Consider the following 13,369-nt stretch of genomic DNA (forward strand, 5'->3'; position numbering starts at 1 on the left):
TTGGCGTCAGCGCGGTAGAATGCGGCCCTTGCCCTGAGGGGGTAACACATGAACGAGGAGCTATGCAGACTGAAGCACTCAAAACGCTGGTAATCGACACGCTCGAGGAACTCAAGGCACGTGATGTTGCCGAACTCGACGTGGCCTCGCTGACCAGCGTCACCGACACCATGATCGTCGCGAGTGGTACATCGAATCGACACATCGGCGCCTTGGCCGAGAGCGTGGTGGAAAAAGTCAAGGAAGCGGGGTGTCGTCCCCTGGGTATCGAAGGGCACCAGGGCAGTGATTGGGTTCTGGTCGATCTGGGCGATCTCGTGGTCCACGTCATGTTGCCTGAAACCCGTCAGCTATACGATCTCGAGCGCTTGTGGTCGGATCTGCCCAGCGACGGGGTATCCGCTGAGGGGGCGCTTGGCGAGGTGCGTGGATGAGGTTACGCGTTCTTGCCGTGGGGACTCGCATGCCCGACTGGGTCACGCAGGGCGTCGATGAATATCTCAAGCGATTGCCGCGTGACTTCAGCGTGGACATCATCGAAATAACGCCCGGCAAGCGGGGCAAGAACGCCGATGTGGACCGCGCGATTCAGGGTGAAGGCGATGCCATGCTGGCCAAGCTGCGCGATCGGGAGCGTGTCATTGCATTGGATGTCGAGGGTCGAAGTTGGAGTACCGAACGATTGGCCGCCAACGCCGAGCAATGGCGCCAAGAGGGACACGATGTAGCGTGTCTGGTGGGTGGGCCGGACGGGCTCGATCCACGCTTGCTGGCGCGGGCCGAGCAGCGATGGTCGCTGTCGGCGTTGACGTTGCCGCATCCACTGGTGCGCATCCTGCTGGCCGAGCAGTTTTATCGTGCCTGGACCTTGTTGGCAGGCCATCCCTACCACCGATGAACGCAGGGGGGCGATCCCTGCTCTGCGGCAACTTGCCACCTGCCTGCCTGTTATCGGGGACTCATGCGTAAACGACGCGACCCAATCAAGGATACCGCCCGAGAAGTCCGTGTGTTCCGGACCCGTTCTCTCGTGGCGGCCCTGCTCGTCTTATTGATGGCCGGTGGTCTGGGCGCGCGTCTGTTTTATCTTCAGGTCATCGAGCATGATGTTTTCGCCACGCGTTCCGAGAACAATCGCGTGCGTGTCGAGCCGTTACCGCCGACACGGGGGCTCATCTATGACCGCCAGGGAAAGCCCCTGGCCCAGAATCGTCCGACCTTCAACCTGACCATCGTGCGTGAGCGAGCCGAGGATATCGACGCCACACTCGAGCGATTGGTGAATATTCTGGGATTGGACGAAGCGCAGGTCGAAACGTTTCGCAAACGCTCGCGTCAGCGCCAGAGGCCTTATCAGCCGGCATTGCTGATGAGCGACCTCAGCGAGCGCCAGATCGCACGCTTGGCGGTCAATCGCTACCGGCTTCCGGGGATCGAGGTCGAGGCGCAGTGGCTGCGTCACTACCCCAACCCCAAGATCATGTCGCATGTGCTGGGGTATGTAGGGCGGATCAACGAGCAAGAACTCGCGTCGCTGGATAGCGGCAATTATGCGGGTACGCACTACATCGGCAAGACCGGCATCGAAAAAGAATACGAAAAAGCGCTGCACGGACAGGCCGGCCTGCGCAAGGTAGAGGCCAACGTTCATGGGCGCGTACTCCGTGAGCTCGAACGTATCCCCCCAGAGCCAGGCAAGGATGTGACGCTGACCATCGATACGCGCTTGCAAAAACTGGCTTACAAGTTGCTGGGGGATCACCGCGGCTCCATCGTCGCCATCCAGCCCCAGACCGGCGATATTCTGGCAATGGTGTCTGCGCCGGGCTTCAATGCCAACAAGTTCGTCACGGGGATTTCATATGAAGATTACCGCGCACTACGCCAGAACCCCGACTTGCCCTTGTTCAATCGTGCCGTGCGCGGCCAGTATCCGATCGGTTCCACCATCAAGCCCTTCGAAGCCTTGGCGGCACTCCAGAACGGCGTGATAACGCCCAAGGAAGTCATCTATGACCCCGGGTATTACAAGCTGCCCAATGGGACGCGCCATTACCGCAACTGGTTGCCTTGGGGGCATGGCCGGGTTGATATGGAGCGAGCGCTGGCCGTTTCCAATAACACCTATTTCTATACCATGGCGCATCGTTTGGGGATCGATGCATTCTCTGAATTCATGCATAAATTTGGCTTTGGTGAAGTGACCTCCCTGGACGTGCAAGGCGCCTTACCTGGCGTGGTGCCGTCACGCGAGTGGAAGCGCAAGAAATACGGCCAGGTCTGGTATCCCGGCGAGACGCTGTCGGCGGGTATCGGGCAAGGTTACTGGATGGTGACCCCTTTGCAGCTTGCAACGGCCGTCGCGACGTTAGCCAACCGCGGGCACTGGGTACGTCCTCACCTGGCCAAGCGCGTCGGCGAGAAGGAAGTCGAGCCGCCGTTCCCTGGCACCAAGCCGGACATCGAACTCGACAAGGAACGTTGGTGGGATATCGTCTTCAGTGGCATGCGCAAAGTGGTCAGTGGGGAAGAAGGTACCGCGCGTCATATCGGGGTAGGGTTGAAATATAAAATGGCGGGTAAATCGGGTACGGCACAAGTCTTCTCGTTGGACAAAAACGAGGAATACAACGCCGATGAACTCCGGGAACGCCTACGTGATCACGCCTTGTTCATAGCGTTTGCGCCGATCGATGATCCGCAGATCGCCATTGCCGTGATCGTCGAGAACGCAGGGGGCGGAAGCTCGCACGCCGCTGGGCTGGCGCGTGCTCTGGCAGACGAGTGGCTGCTGTCTGATGAAGAGAATACGCATCAAGGCGAGAAACTGATCGAGGAGGGCGTCGAAGTTGAAGGGACTTGAATGGCGCCGCATCATTACCAGATCGTCCTATGACATGGGGCGAAAACGCTCTATATGGACGCGTCTTCATCTCGACCCTTGGTTGCTGTTGCTGCTGCTGTCCTTGATGGGAGCGGGATTGGTCGTGCTTTACAGCGCAAGCGGCATGAGTGCATCGGTGGTGATGGGACAAGTTGCGCGCTTTGGTGTCGCCCTGACTTCGATGTTTGTCATTGCCCAGTTTTCACCCAGCACTTTGTGCCGTTGGACGCCTCTTGGCTATCTGGCGGGAGTAGTCATGCTCGTGGCCGTGGAAGTCATGGGGGATATGGGCATGGGAGCGCAGCGCTGGCTGGAAATCCCGGGGCTCATCCGTTTTCAGCCATCCGAGTTGATGAAGCTGGCGGTCCCGATGATGGTGGCGGTGTATCTCCATAAACGCGTGTTGCCACCCACTACGCGCGATCTACTGGTGTGCGGTCTGATTATCGGTGTGCCGGTGATGTTGATCATGCGCCAGCCCGACCTGGGGACATCGCTGCTGGTGGCGTGTTCCGCGTTGTTCGTCATCTTCCTAGCCGGGTTGTCATGGCGTGTGATCGGATTGCTGGCCGTGTTGGTGGCGTCGGCGTTGCCGGTGTTGTGGTTCAACATGCATGAATACCAACGCCAGCGCGTACTGACGTTCCTCAACCCCGAAAGCGACCCGCTGGGGGCAGGCTGGAACATCATCCAGGCCAAGACCGCCATCGGAAGCGGTGGCATCTTCGGCAAGGGATGGGGGTTAGGAACGCAATCGCAACTGGAATTTCTTCCCGAGCGCCATACCGACTTCATTGGCGCTGTGTTGGGGGAAGAATGGGGCCTGTTGGGCATGCTGGTCTTCCTGACCCTTTACGTTCTCATCGTGGGGCGCGGGCTGTTCCTCGCCAACACCGCGCAGGACACCTACGGGCGTCTGGTCGGTGGCAGCATCGTGCTGACGTTTTTCCTTTATGTCTTCGTCAACATCGGCATGATCAGCGGCATTCTGCCCATCGTGGGAGTGCCGCTGCCCCTGGTCAGTTTCGGAGGCACGTCCGCCGTGACCCTGCTACTGGGTTTCGGTATCCTCATGTCCGTTCATAGCCATCGGCGGTTGTTGCCGCGCTAGGCACGCAAGGAAAGCGATGACACACCAGGATCAAGGAGCCAGTACCTGATGAAGTGGAACATGACAGGTGGCCAGCGAAGGTTCGGCTTGCTGCTGGCGTCGATACTGCTGGGATGGGGCGCCGGTGTGGCACAAGCCACGCCGAACTTCGATCCGGCCACGCATGCCGAGATCGGGAAATGGCTCGACGATGTGACCCGCCAAGGTCTGGCGCGCGACGATGTCCGGCAGGCGCTCGAGCAGGCACGTTTTCGACAGGAGGTGCTGGATGCCATGCAGGGCGCGGCGGAGCATCGCTTGAGCTGGCATGAATACCGCGACATCTTCGTGCAACCCAAGCGTATCCGGCAGGGGGTGGCGTTCATCGAGGCACACCGCGAGGCGTTTAGCCGGGCCGAGCAAGAATTCGGGGTGCCGCCGGCCTATATTGCCGCGATCATCGGGGTCGAAACCTTCTATGGCCAGTACAAGGGCGATCATCGCGTGCTCGATTCCCTGGCCACCCTGGCGTTTTACCATCCTTCGCGCGGCGATTTCTTCAGTGGTGAGTTGGCGGCCTTTCTCGAAATCACGTTCGAGCAGGGGATTCCGGCACGCAAGCCTGAGGGGTCCTATGCAGGTGCCATGGGCTACCCCCAGTTCATTCCCACGAGCTACCAGGCTTACGCCGTCGATTTCGACGGCGATGGTCGCCGCGATCTCTGGGACGATCCCGTGGATGCGATCGGCAGCGTGGGCAATTACTTCGCCGAACACGGCTGGCGGCGTGGAGCGCCCGTGGTGACGCCGGCCGAGGGACCGGAGACACCCCCCGGCAGCATTGACTTCAACGCCACTCGCCCACCGTATGCCGATGCCTCGCGGCTTGCTCAAGTCGGCATCGTGCCGCGGGTGGGCGCAGTGCAAGGACGCGTGATTCCCTTGGCGCTGGCGCGTACCGACGGTCGCTACCGGTATGCCCTCGGCCATCGCAACTTCTACGTCATCACGCGCTACAACCATAGCTATCTGTATGCGATGGCCGTCACCGAGCTGGCGTCGCGCATTCAGGCAGCGCTTGACGAGGTGGACGGATGAGAGTCGGTGGTGCACTGGCGTGTGTCTTGATGCTGTTGATGGCGGGGTGTGCGAGCGATCGTGGTGGCCGCTATGCGCAGCAACGCGATGCGTATCCGGATACACCGCCGGATGTTTCCCAGGTGCCGGACGCGGTCCCCAAGGTCGAACCACTTGCCGAGAGCGGCAATGGTCCTACCTATGAGGTATGGGGCAAGACTTACCACGTGTTGCGCGAGGCGAGCGACTACCAGGCGGAGGGCAAGGCCTCATGGTACGGCACCAAGTTCCAGGGCTATGACACCGCCAGTGGTGAGCCTTACGACATGTACAAGATGACAGCGGCTCATCGAACGCTGCCCTTGCCGACGTACGCGCGCGTCACAAACCTCGACAATGGGCGTGACGTCATCGTCAGAATCAACGATCGAGGTCCGTTTCATGGCGATCGCTTGATCGATCTCTCCTATGCCGCGGCGGCACGCCTCAAGCTTCTCGATGCCGGTACGGGGAGAGTGCGCGTTGAAGCTATTGACCCCAGGCAGTGGGCCGAGCAGCATAAGCGCACTGAGCCCTCGCCTGCCAAAGGGGGAATGGCCAGGGCGTCCTCTGGGGCACCGGTTTCAGGCACGGCGCAGAGGGCAGAAGAGAAGGCCCCGGCCGCCGAAGCGCCTCGACAAGGTCGTGTCACCGAGCGCCAGGGGAGCATGCAGTATGTCCAGGTCGCGGCACTGAGTTCCGTGGCCCGGGCCAAGGCGCTGGAAAAGCGCTTGCAAGCAAGCGTATCGCGTCCGGTACGCATACGCAGGAAGGCGTCATTGTATCGCGTCCAGGTGGGTCCTGTGCGTGATGCTTCGCAACTTGATTCCATCAAAGCGGAATTGCAAGCGGCGGGATTTGATCAGTCGTTTGTCGTTTCCGCCACCGAGTAACCCCCGCTTAGCGAGAAACGTTGTCATGAGAGTGTGTGCCCGATCATTATTGTTCTATGTCGTCTTGCTGGTCACGCTATGTGTTGGCGGCCTTCTTCCCACGGTGCAAGCCGAGTCTCGACCGCAACCTTCGCCGGTGCCGTCCTCGATGGTGCCTTCGCCGCCTGAATTATCGGCAACCGCTTGGGTGTTGATGGACGCCAACAGTGGGAAGATCCTGGTCGAGCATAATGCCGACAAGGAGTTGCCGCCGGCCAGTCTGACCAAGATGATGACCGCCTATATCGTCGAGCGTGAAATCGATGCCGGCAATATCAGTGGCGACGACAAGGTGACGATCAGTGAGCATGCCTGGCGTACCGGAGGCTCGCGGATGTTCCTCAAGCCGGGTAGCCAGGTCAGTATCAACAATCTCCTCAAGGGTGTCGTGGTGCAGTCGGGCAATGATGCCAGCGTTGCCTTGGCGGAATATGTCGCGGGCAGTACTGATGCATTCGCCGACCTGATGAATCAGCAAGCCGCGCGCATGAACCTCAAGCATACGCATTTCATGAATCCTACCGGCTTGCCACATGACGACCACTATTCGTCGGCACATGATCTGGCGGTCATCGCCCAGCACATCATCAAGGATTACCCTGACCACTATGAAATGTACTCACAGAAGTACTTTACGTGGAACGATATCCGCCAACCCAACCGTAACCGGTTGTTATGGCGCGACCCCAACGTCGATGGCTTGAAAACCGGGCATACCGATGCCGCCGGCTATTGCCTGGTGGCGTCAGCAAAAGAAGATGGTACACGCTTGATTGCGGTGGTCATGGGGACTGACTCTGACGAAGCGCGCGCACAAGAAACCCAGAAGCTGCTCAGTTATGGCTTTCGTTTCTTCGAGACGCAACAGCTCTATAAGAGCGGCGCAGTACTCAACAAGCCACGTGTCTGGGGGGGCGAGCAGGATACGCTACGCCTGGGGGTGGCCAGTGATGTCTTCATCACGGTGCCGCGTGGTCGTATCGATGACCTCAATGCTCAGCTGGATATTCGTAAAACCATCAACGCACCGGTCGAGCAAGGAGAGCAGCTTGGCACGTTGAAGATCAAGCTCAATGGAAAGGTGCTCGACGAGCGGCCCCTGGTCGCCCTGGAACCCGTTCCCGAAGGTGGCTTTTTCAAGCGCCTCTGGGATAGCGTACTGCAATTCGTGTATGGGTTCTTCGACTGATCAGGAATGGAACTCGCCAAGGGTGAAGCGGTTCGGCGGCTTTGCCCTTGGTCGCTACGTCAAGGTTGAGTAAAATACTCGGAAATGTCATTCCGAACCTATCGTGAGGCGTCCGCATGAAACAAGTTTCGCCTACCGTGCAGGATGGGACGCAGGACGCGCCCAAGATCGAGTTCCCCTGCCAGTATCCTATCAAGATCGTCGGCGACGCGGCCCCGGACTTCAAGGTCACGGTGGTCGATATCGTCGAGCAACACGCGCCTGGCTTCGACCGTCGCAGCGTGCGCATGGTCGATAGTCGCAATGGTCGCTTTCAATCCGTGCGTGTGGTGATTCACGCCACCGGACAAGATCAGCTCAATGCACTGTTCCATTCGCTGAAGGCGACGGGCCGTGTGCATATGGTGCTGTAGGTGGCGATGAGCGACGAGCGCTCGCCAGTGGCGTTGCATCGCCTGGGGCGTCGTGCCTATGAACCGGTATGGCAGGCCATGCGCAGGCTTACCGACGAGCGTGATGCCACGACCCCCGATCAATTCTGGCTGGTCGAGCACGAGCCGGTGTTTACCCAGGGGCAGGCCGGCAAGCCCGAGCATCTGCTCATGCCCGGCGATATTCCAGTCATCGCCACCGATCGTGGGGGGCAGGTGACGTATCATGGACCCGGGCAGGTCGTGCTTTATCCATTGATCGACGTGCGTCGTGCCGCACTGGGCGTGCGTGAGCTGGTGTCAGCGCTCGAGAACACGGTGATCGCATTGCTGGCCGATTACGGCGTGGAAGCACATGCGCGCCCCGATGCGCCGGGTGTCTATGTCGGCGAGGCCAAGATTGCCTCGCTGGGGTTGCGCATTCGGCGTGGTGCCAGCTTTCATGGTGTTGCGCTCAACGTCGATGGTGACCTGTCACCCTTCCAGCGTATCAACCCCTGTGGCTATGCCGGCATGGCCATGACGCGGCTTGCCGATCTGATCGACGACTGCCCGGATAGCGACACGGTCGCCGTCGAGCTGGCCGAGCGGTTAGCTCAAGCATTGGGACGAACGCTCGTGCCGGTCACGACCGTCGACGCCTGATCGCGTCGCCATTCAGCGTCCTTCCACCTCGAACGACGCGCCTTAATGAAAACGGCCCGCCGTGGACTGAGTCCACACGGGCCGTTTGTCTTGGAGAACCGATACGTGGAAAGCGTGATGCTCAGCCGACGTTGACGGCGGCAATGCGGTTGGGGTCGGGGGATTGCCCTGGCACCTCGGCGGGGTCGGCCAGGCCCAGGTTGTTCTTTTCGAACACCCGGTCGGCGCGATAGCTTGAGCGCACCAACGGCCCCGACGGCACTTCCATGAAGCCTTTGGCCAAGCCCTGCTGGCGATAGTGCTCGAATTCGTCGGGCGTCACCCAGCGCTCCACCGGCAGGTGGTTGCGAGTCGGCTGCAGGTATTGCCCCAGAGTGACGATATCGACGCCGATCTCGCGCAGGTCGTCGAAGGTCTGCAGGATCTCTTCCTCGGTTTCACCGAGCCCTAGCATGATGCTGGTCTTGGTAATCACCTCGGGGCGATGGCGCTTGGCGTGCGCCAGGACATCGAGCGTCTTGCGGTAGCCGGCCCGCGGGTCGCGAACACGGCTGGTCAGGCGTTCCACGGTCTCGACGTTCTGAGCGAACACCTCCAGGCCGGAATCGACGACATCCTCGATGGCACTGGGCACGCCATCGAAGTCCGGCGTCAAGGCTTCCACCGCCACCTGGGGCGTGCGTGCCTTGATCGCGCGGATGCAGGCGGCGTAGTGACCGGCACCGCCATCGGGCAGGTCGTCGCGGTCCACCGAGGTCAGCACGATGTAGCGCAGGCCCATCAGTTCCACCGATTCCGCGGTGTTCGCCGGCTCTTCATGATCCAGCCAGCCGCGCGGGTTGCCGGTGTCGACGGCACAGAAACGGCAGGCACGCGTGCAGACCGCGCCCATCAGCATGATGGTGGCAGTGCCGTTGCTCCAGCATTCCCCCATGTTCGGACAGTGGGACTCGGCGCAGACGGTGCTGAGCCGGTGTTCCTTGACGTTGCGCTTGACGGCCTCGAAGCGGTCGCCGCCGGGCATCTGGACGCGCAGCCACTGAGGCTTGCGACCGCCGACGCCGCCTTCGGCAGGCGCGCGCGTCTTCATGCCATCCTTGATGGCGGCGATGCCCTGATCGTTGCGATATTTCTTGCCGCTGGTGATGCGCTGGGAAGGGGTATCACTCATTAGCGTGAGCCTCTCTGCAAGCCGGCCGACGGCGCCAAGGCGGCGCGACCACGGCATCATCGGAAAGGGGCCGAACGGCGTTTTCCGGATTGCCTGGCACGGCACGGCGATGCGTGTATTCATGCGCCAAAGATACCACACAAGGCGTCATTCTGGACAGTTCGACCGGTCATGGCGCGTGGCCCGACGCTCGGCGTGGGCCGAACGCCGGACATGGCGGGCCGGTTTGGAGGTCATGAGGCAGGCATGGCGCCGAGCACGAGTTTACCGGTGGTGTGTCCGGTTTCGAGGCGCCGGTGCGCTTCGCCGAGGTTGGCCGGTGTCAGCGGGCCGACGATATCGCTGAGCGTACTGCGCAGGCGGCCGGCGTCGAAATGCGCGGCCAATGTCGCCAGGATCTGCCCTTGATGGGCGATATCGGCACCATGCAACGGCCGTGCGAACATGAACTCCCAACTGAACGTCACTGCCTTGCCTTGCAGGGCATTGAGATCGACGGGTTTCTGCGTCTCGGCGATGGCCACGATATGCCCCAGCGGGCGGATGAGCGTCACCATGTTATTCCAGTGATCGCCAATATCGTGGCAATTGAAGATGTAGTCGACCTGCTCGTGACCGGCCTGTTGCATGTTCGCCACGAGATCGTGGTGATCGACGACCTCGTGCGCGCCCAAGCGTCGGCACCATTCGGCGGAGGTGTCGCGCGATGCCGTGGCGATGACCTTGATGCCGGTGAGCTGCCGCGCCAGTTGAATCGCGATCGAGCCGACACCGCCGGCGCCATTAATGATCAGCAGGGTCTGGTCGCGGTGCGTAGCGTCACCTTGCGAGAGCCTGAGCTTGTCGAACAGGGCCTCCCAGGCAGTGAGTGCCGTCAGCGGCATGGCGGCCGCTTCCTCGGCGCTCAATTGGCTCGGTGCCTTGGCGGCCAGGCGCGCATCGACGAGTTGGTATTCGGCGTTGCAGCCGGGACGCTCGACCTCGCCGGCATAGTACACGCGATCTCCCGGGGCGAAGTGCTCGACGTTGGCGCCGACGCTCTCCACCCGGCCCGCGGCGTCCCAGCCGAGTACATTGTGCTGATCGCTGGGCAGAAAAGCGCCCTGACGAATCTTGGTATCCACCGGATTGACGGATACTGCGTCGATGCGCACGAGGAGGTCCCCTTCACCGGGGGTGGGCATCTCGCGTTCGTGAAGTTCGAAAGCGTCCAGGGGCGCTGCTTGAGGCTGGCCCGCGGTGGCGACTACTCGCATGACTGACTCCCTATGAAAAGCAAAACATGATGACACTGCTGTCTAGATGAGGGCCGTGCCGGATGGAGTCAAGTCGACAGAACGGATTCAAGGCGTACAGGCGAAGCTGGGGCCGGGTGCGGGGACCAGTGGTGCCTTGAAATGGGCGTTCAGCTCCGGCAGCAGTTCCCTGACGAAACGCAGGAAGAGCTCGGTCACGGGCGTGGGGTAGCGATCCTTGGGGTGCACGGTGCACCAGGACCTGCGCAGCGGAAAGCCGGGCAGCGTCGGTGAGGCCAGAAGGCCCGACGCGAGTTCGAGCTGTACCGCCAGGCGGGGCAGCACGGCGACCCCGAGGTGCGCCATGACGCCCTGTTTGATGGCCTCGTTGGTGCCGAGCTCGAGGGTATGACGTAGCGACACCCGCTCGCGGGCGACGAAGTCCTCGAAGGCGGTGCGCGTTCCCGAGCCGGGCTCACGCATGAGGACGTAATAGCGCGTGAAATCCTCGAGGGTAGGGGATTCGGCCGTCAGCAGTGGATGCCCGGGCCACACCACGGGAATCATTTCATTGTCGAGAATCGGCATGAAGGCGAGATTGGCATCCTCGGGCACCATGCCCATGATCACCAGGTCATCGCGGCGTTCGGCGAGACGCTCCAGAGCCTGCCCGCGGTTGCAGACGCGCAGGCGTACCTGAACTTCCGGATAGCGTGCGCGAAAGCGTGCCAGGATGTGAGGCACCACGTACTGTGCGGTGCTCACCGCGGCGAGGTTGAGCTCGCCGCGGATGGTCCCTGCCAGTTCGGAAAGCTCCATCTGCAGGCTCGACACCTGGCCGAAGATCGACTGCACCGAGGCGGCCAATGCATCGGCGGCGGGGAGGACGTGCAGCGTTTTGCCTGCGTACTTGAAGAGAGGCTGTTCGAGTGCCTGCTCGAGTTGGCGAATCTGAGCGCTGACGGCGGGCTGCGTCAGGCCGAGTTGTTCGGCTGCACGCGAGTAAGACTGCTGCCGGTGCACGGCCTGGAAGACCTGCAATTGGCGAAAGGTCAGGCGGTTGAGCAAATTGGGTCGTGACATGACGTCCCCGGCGTGGTCATAAGCTATTGCTTATAGCGTGGCAAAAAAATATCAATTTTTCTATTGGTCCTTCGGTGGGTAGCGTGAGAGGACGGATAACAAGCACGCTACGACCCAAACGGACGCCCAGCTAACCGACGGTTAGCTGGGCGCCTGAAACCGGAGGGCAGACGGTGTTCAAGAAACTTCTCATCGCCAATCGTGGCGAAATCGCTGTACGCATTGTACGCGCCTGCGCCGAGATGGGCATCCGCTCGGTGGCGATCTACACCGAACCCGATCGCTTCGCGCTGCACGTCAAGCGCGCCGATGAGGCGCATTTCGTGGGCGAAGATCCGTTGGCGGGTTACCTCGATCCGCGACGTATCGTCGATCTGGCCCGCGAAACGGGGTGTGACGCGATCCACCCCGGCTACGGCTTCCTTTCGGAAAATGCCGATTTCGCACGTATCTGCGAAGACGCCGGTCTCGCCTTCGTGGGGCCGGATGCCAGCGTGATCGCGCGGATGGGCGACAAGACGGCCGCACGTGCGGCGATGCGTGACGCCGGCGTCCCCGTGACGCCGGGGTCGGACGGCAACCTCGAGACCTGTGTCGAGGCCTTGTCGCTGGCCGAGACCATCGGCTATCCGGTCATGCTCAAGGCGACTTCAGGGGGCGGGGGCCGTGGCATTCGCCGTTGCGATACCCCGGCGCAGCTCGAGCAGGGCTGGGAGCGGGTGATCTCCGAGGCGACCAAGGCATTTGGCAGTGCCGACGTGTTCATGGAGAAATGCGTCGTCGAGCCACATCACATCGAGGTGCAGATCCTCGCCGATAGCGTCGGCAACGTGATTCATCTCTTCGAGCGGGACTGTTCGATCCAGCGTCGCAACCAGAAGCTCATCGAGATCGCACCGAGCCCTCAGCTGACGCCCGAACAGCGGGCCTACGTCGGTGAAATGGCGGTTCGCGCGGCCAGCGCGGTGGGTTACGAGAATGCCGGCACCGTGGAGTTCCTCGTCAAGGGCAATGAGGTCTACTTCATGGAGATGAATACTCGGGTGCAGGTCGAGCACACCATCTCCGAAGCGATCACCGGGGTGGATATCGTGCGCGAGCAACTGCGCATCGCCGCGGGGCTCAAGCTCGCCTACCGCCAGGAAGACATACGCCACCACGGCTACGCGATCCAGTTCCGCATCAACGCCGAGGACCCCAAGAACGATTTCTTGCCGTCGTTCGGGCGCATCACGCGGTACTACGCCCCCGGCGGACCGGGGGTGCGCACCGATACCGCGATCTACACCGGCTATACGATTCCGCCGTACTTCGACTCCATGTGCCTGAAACTGATCGTGTGGGGCATGAGCTGGGAGGAAACCCTCGATCGAGGGATTCGTGCCCTCAATGACATGCGTCTACAGGGGGTCAAGACCACCGCACCTTATTATCAGGAAATCCTGCGCCACCCCGATTTTCGTAGCGGGCATTTCGACACCGGTTTCGTGCCCAATCATCCCGAGTTGCTCAATTACTCGGTCAAGCGCAATCCCGAGGAAGTCGCTCTGGCGATTGCCGCCGCCATCGCCGCCCACGCCGGTCTATAAGGAG

13 protein-coding genes are annotated in these 13,369 nt (G+C 61.3%); 10 read left to right on the top strand and 3 right to left on the bottom strand.

Annotated features, from left to right (window positions below; translation table 11 throughout):
• Nucleotides 1–62 precede the first annotated feature (62 nt).
• The 9 genes from rsfS to lipB all read left to right on the top strand — a co-directional run bounded on the left by rsfS (nt 63) and on the right by lipB (nt 8,287).
• The gene (gene rsfS, locus C8E00_RS01935; protein ID WP_133693849.1) at nt 63–434 is read left to right on the top strand and encodes a ribosome silencing factor; all 372 of its coding nucleotides are present in this window, start codon (nt 63–65) and stop codon (nt 432–434) included.
• Nucleotides 431–898: a 23S rRNA (pseudouridine(1915)-N(3))-methyltransferase RlmH gene (gene rlmH, locus C8E00_RS01940; RefSeq protein WP_133693851.1), complete on the top strand. Its 468-nt coding sequence runs from the start codon at nt 431–433 to the stop codon at nt 896–898. Before rsfS ends, rlmH begins: the two co-directional genes overlap by 4 nt.
• A gap of 63 nt (nt 899–961) precedes the next feature.
• Nucleotides 962–2,863 (top strand): penicillin-binding protein 2, encoded by a 1,902-nt coding sequence (gene mrdA, locus C8E00_RS01945; protein ID WP_133693854.1) that lies wholly within the window; start codon nt 962–964, stop codon nt 2,861–2,863.
• 34 nt (nt 2,864–2,897) lie between these two features.
• Entirely contained in the window at nt 2,898–3,995 is a 1,098-nt protein-coding gene (gene rodA / locus C8E00_RS01950; RefSeq protein ID WP_133693856.1) for a rod shape-determining protein RodA, read from the top strand.
• 48 nt (nt 3,996–4,043) lie between these two features.
• Nucleotides 4,044–5,072, top strand: coding sequence for a lytic murein transglycosylase B (mltB, locus tag C8E00_RS01955; protein ID WP_133693858.1), 1,029 nt, complete (start codon nt 4,044–4,046; stop codon nt 5,070–5,072).
• Nucleotides 5,069–5,983, top strand: coding sequence for a septal ring lytic transglycosylase RlpA family protein (locus C8E00_RS01960; RefSeq protein ID WP_133693860.1), 915 nt, complete (start codon nt 5,069–5,071; stop codon nt 5,981–5,983). The genes mltB and C8E00_RS01960 overlap by 4 nt, the downstream gene beginning before the upstream one ends.
• 25 nt (nt 5,984–6,008) lie before the next feature.
• On the top strand, nt 6,009–7,211 hold the full coding sequence (locus C8E00_RS01965) for a D-alanyl-D-alanine carboxypeptidase family protein (protein WP_166638213.1): 1,203 nt from the start codon (nt 6,009–6,011) through the stop codon (nt 7,209–7,211).
• A gap of 116 nt (nt 7,212–7,327) precedes the next feature.
• On the top strand, nt 7,328–7,624 hold the full coding sequence (locus C8E00_RS01970) for an HP0495 family protein (RefSeq protein WP_133693862.1): 297 nt from the start codon (nt 7,328–7,330) through the stop codon (nt 7,622–7,624).
• Between the two features lie 6 nt (nt 7,625–7,630).
• The gene (gene lipB, locus C8E00_RS01975; RefSeq protein ID WP_133693865.1) at nt 7,631–8,287 is read left to right on the top strand and encodes a lipoyl(octanoyl) transferase LipB; all 657 of its coding nucleotides are present in this window, start codon (nt 7,631–7,633) and stop codon (nt 8,285–8,287) included.
• A gap of 121 nt (nt 8,288–8,408) precedes the next feature.
• On the opposite strand, the gene lipA is transcribed toward lipB, so the two are convergent.
• The 3 genes from lipA to C8E00_RS01990 form a co-directional block, all read right to left on the bottom strand.
• A complete protein-coding gene (gene lipA / locus C8E00_RS01980) occupies nt 8,409–9,458 on the bottom strand; it encodes a lipoyl synthase (RefSeq protein ID WP_133693868.1) in 1,050 nt (349 codons plus the stop codon).
• A gap of 233 nt (nt 9,459–9,691) precedes the next feature.
• On the bottom strand, nt 9,692–10,714 hold the full coding sequence (locus tag C8E00_RS01985) for a zinc-binding alcohol dehydrogenase family protein (protein ID WP_133693871.1): 1,023 nt from the start codon (nt 10,712–10,714) through the stop codon (nt 9,692–9,694).
• A gap of 87 nt (nt 10,715–10,801) precedes the next feature.
• Nucleotides 10,802–11,776 carry a LysR family transcriptional regulator gene (locus C8E00_RS01990; RefSeq protein ID WP_133693873.1) on the bottom strand — a complete coding sequence of 325 codons (975 nt, stop codon included), beginning with the start codon at nt 11,774–11,776 and terminating at the stop codon, nt 10,802–10,804.
• Between the two features lie 173 nt (nt 11,777–11,949).
• Between C8E00_RS01990 and C8E00_RS01995 the strand changes: the two genes are divergently transcribed.
• Nucleotides 11,950–13,365, top strand: coding sequence for an acetyl-CoA carboxylase biotin carboxylase subunit (locus C8E00_RS01995; RefSeq protein WP_133693875.1), 1,416 nt, complete (start codon nt 11,950–11,952; stop codon nt 13,363–13,365).
• Nucleotides 13,366–13,369: the final 4 nt, after the last annotated feature.

Source organism: Chromohalobacter marismortui (assembly GCF_004364315.1).
Classification (GTDB): Bacteria; Pseudomonadota; Gammaproteobacteria; order Pseudomonadales; family Halomonadaceae; genus Chromohalobacter; species Chromohalobacter marismortui.

What these genes read in the sequence shown, in the direction of transcription:
- rlmH (WP_133693851.1), top strand. Translation starts at nt 431, where the DNA reads ATGAGGTTACGCGTTCTTGCCGTGGGGACTCGCATGCCCGACTGGGTC.
- rsfS (WP_133693849.1), top strand. Translation starts at nt 63, where the DNA reads ATGCAGACTGAAGCACTCAAAACGCTGGTAATCGACACGCTCGAGGAA.
- C8E00_RS01990 (WP_133693873.1), bottom strand. Translation starts at nt 11,776, where the DNA reads ATGTCACGACCCAATTTGCTCAACCGCCTGACCTTTCGCCAATTGCAG.
- lipB (WP_133693865.1), top strand. Translation starts at nt 7,631, where the DNA reads ATGAGCGACGAGCGCTCGCCAGTGGCGTTGCATCGCCTGGGGCGTCGT.
- mrdA (WP_133693854.1), top strand. Translation starts at nt 962, where the DNA reads ATGCGTAAACGACGCGACCCAATCAAGGATACCGCCCGAGAAGTCCGT.
- C8E00_RS01985 (WP_133693871.1), bottom strand. Translation starts at nt 10,714, where the DNA reads ATGCGAGTAGTCGCCACCGCGGGCCAGCCTCAAGCAGCGCCCCTGGAC.
- C8E00_RS01970 (WP_133693862.1), top strand. Translation starts at nt 7,328, where the DNA reads ATGAAACAAGTTTCGCCTACCGTGCAGGATGGGACGCAGGACGCGCCC.
- C8E00_RS01965 (WP_166638213.1), top strand. Translation starts at nt 6,009, where the DNA reads ATGAGAGTGTGTGCCCGATCATTATTGTTCTATGTCGTCTTGCTGGTC.
- mltB (WP_133693858.1), top strand. Translation starts at nt 4,044, where the DNA reads ATGAAGTGGAACATGACAGGTGGCCAGCGAAGGTTCGGCTTGCTGCTG.
- lipA (WP_133693868.1), bottom strand. Translation starts at nt 9,458, where the DNA reads ATGAGTGATACCCCTTCCCAGCGCATCACCAGCGGCAAGAAATATCGC.
- C8E00_RS01960 (WP_133693860.1), top strand. Translation starts at nt 5,069, where the DNA reads ATGAGAGTCGGTGGTGCACTGGCGTGTGTCTTGATGCTGTTGATGGCG.
- rodA (WP_133693856.1), top strand. Translation starts at nt 2,898, where the DNA reads ATGGGGCGAAAACGCTCTATATGGACGCGTCTTCATCTCGACCCTTGG.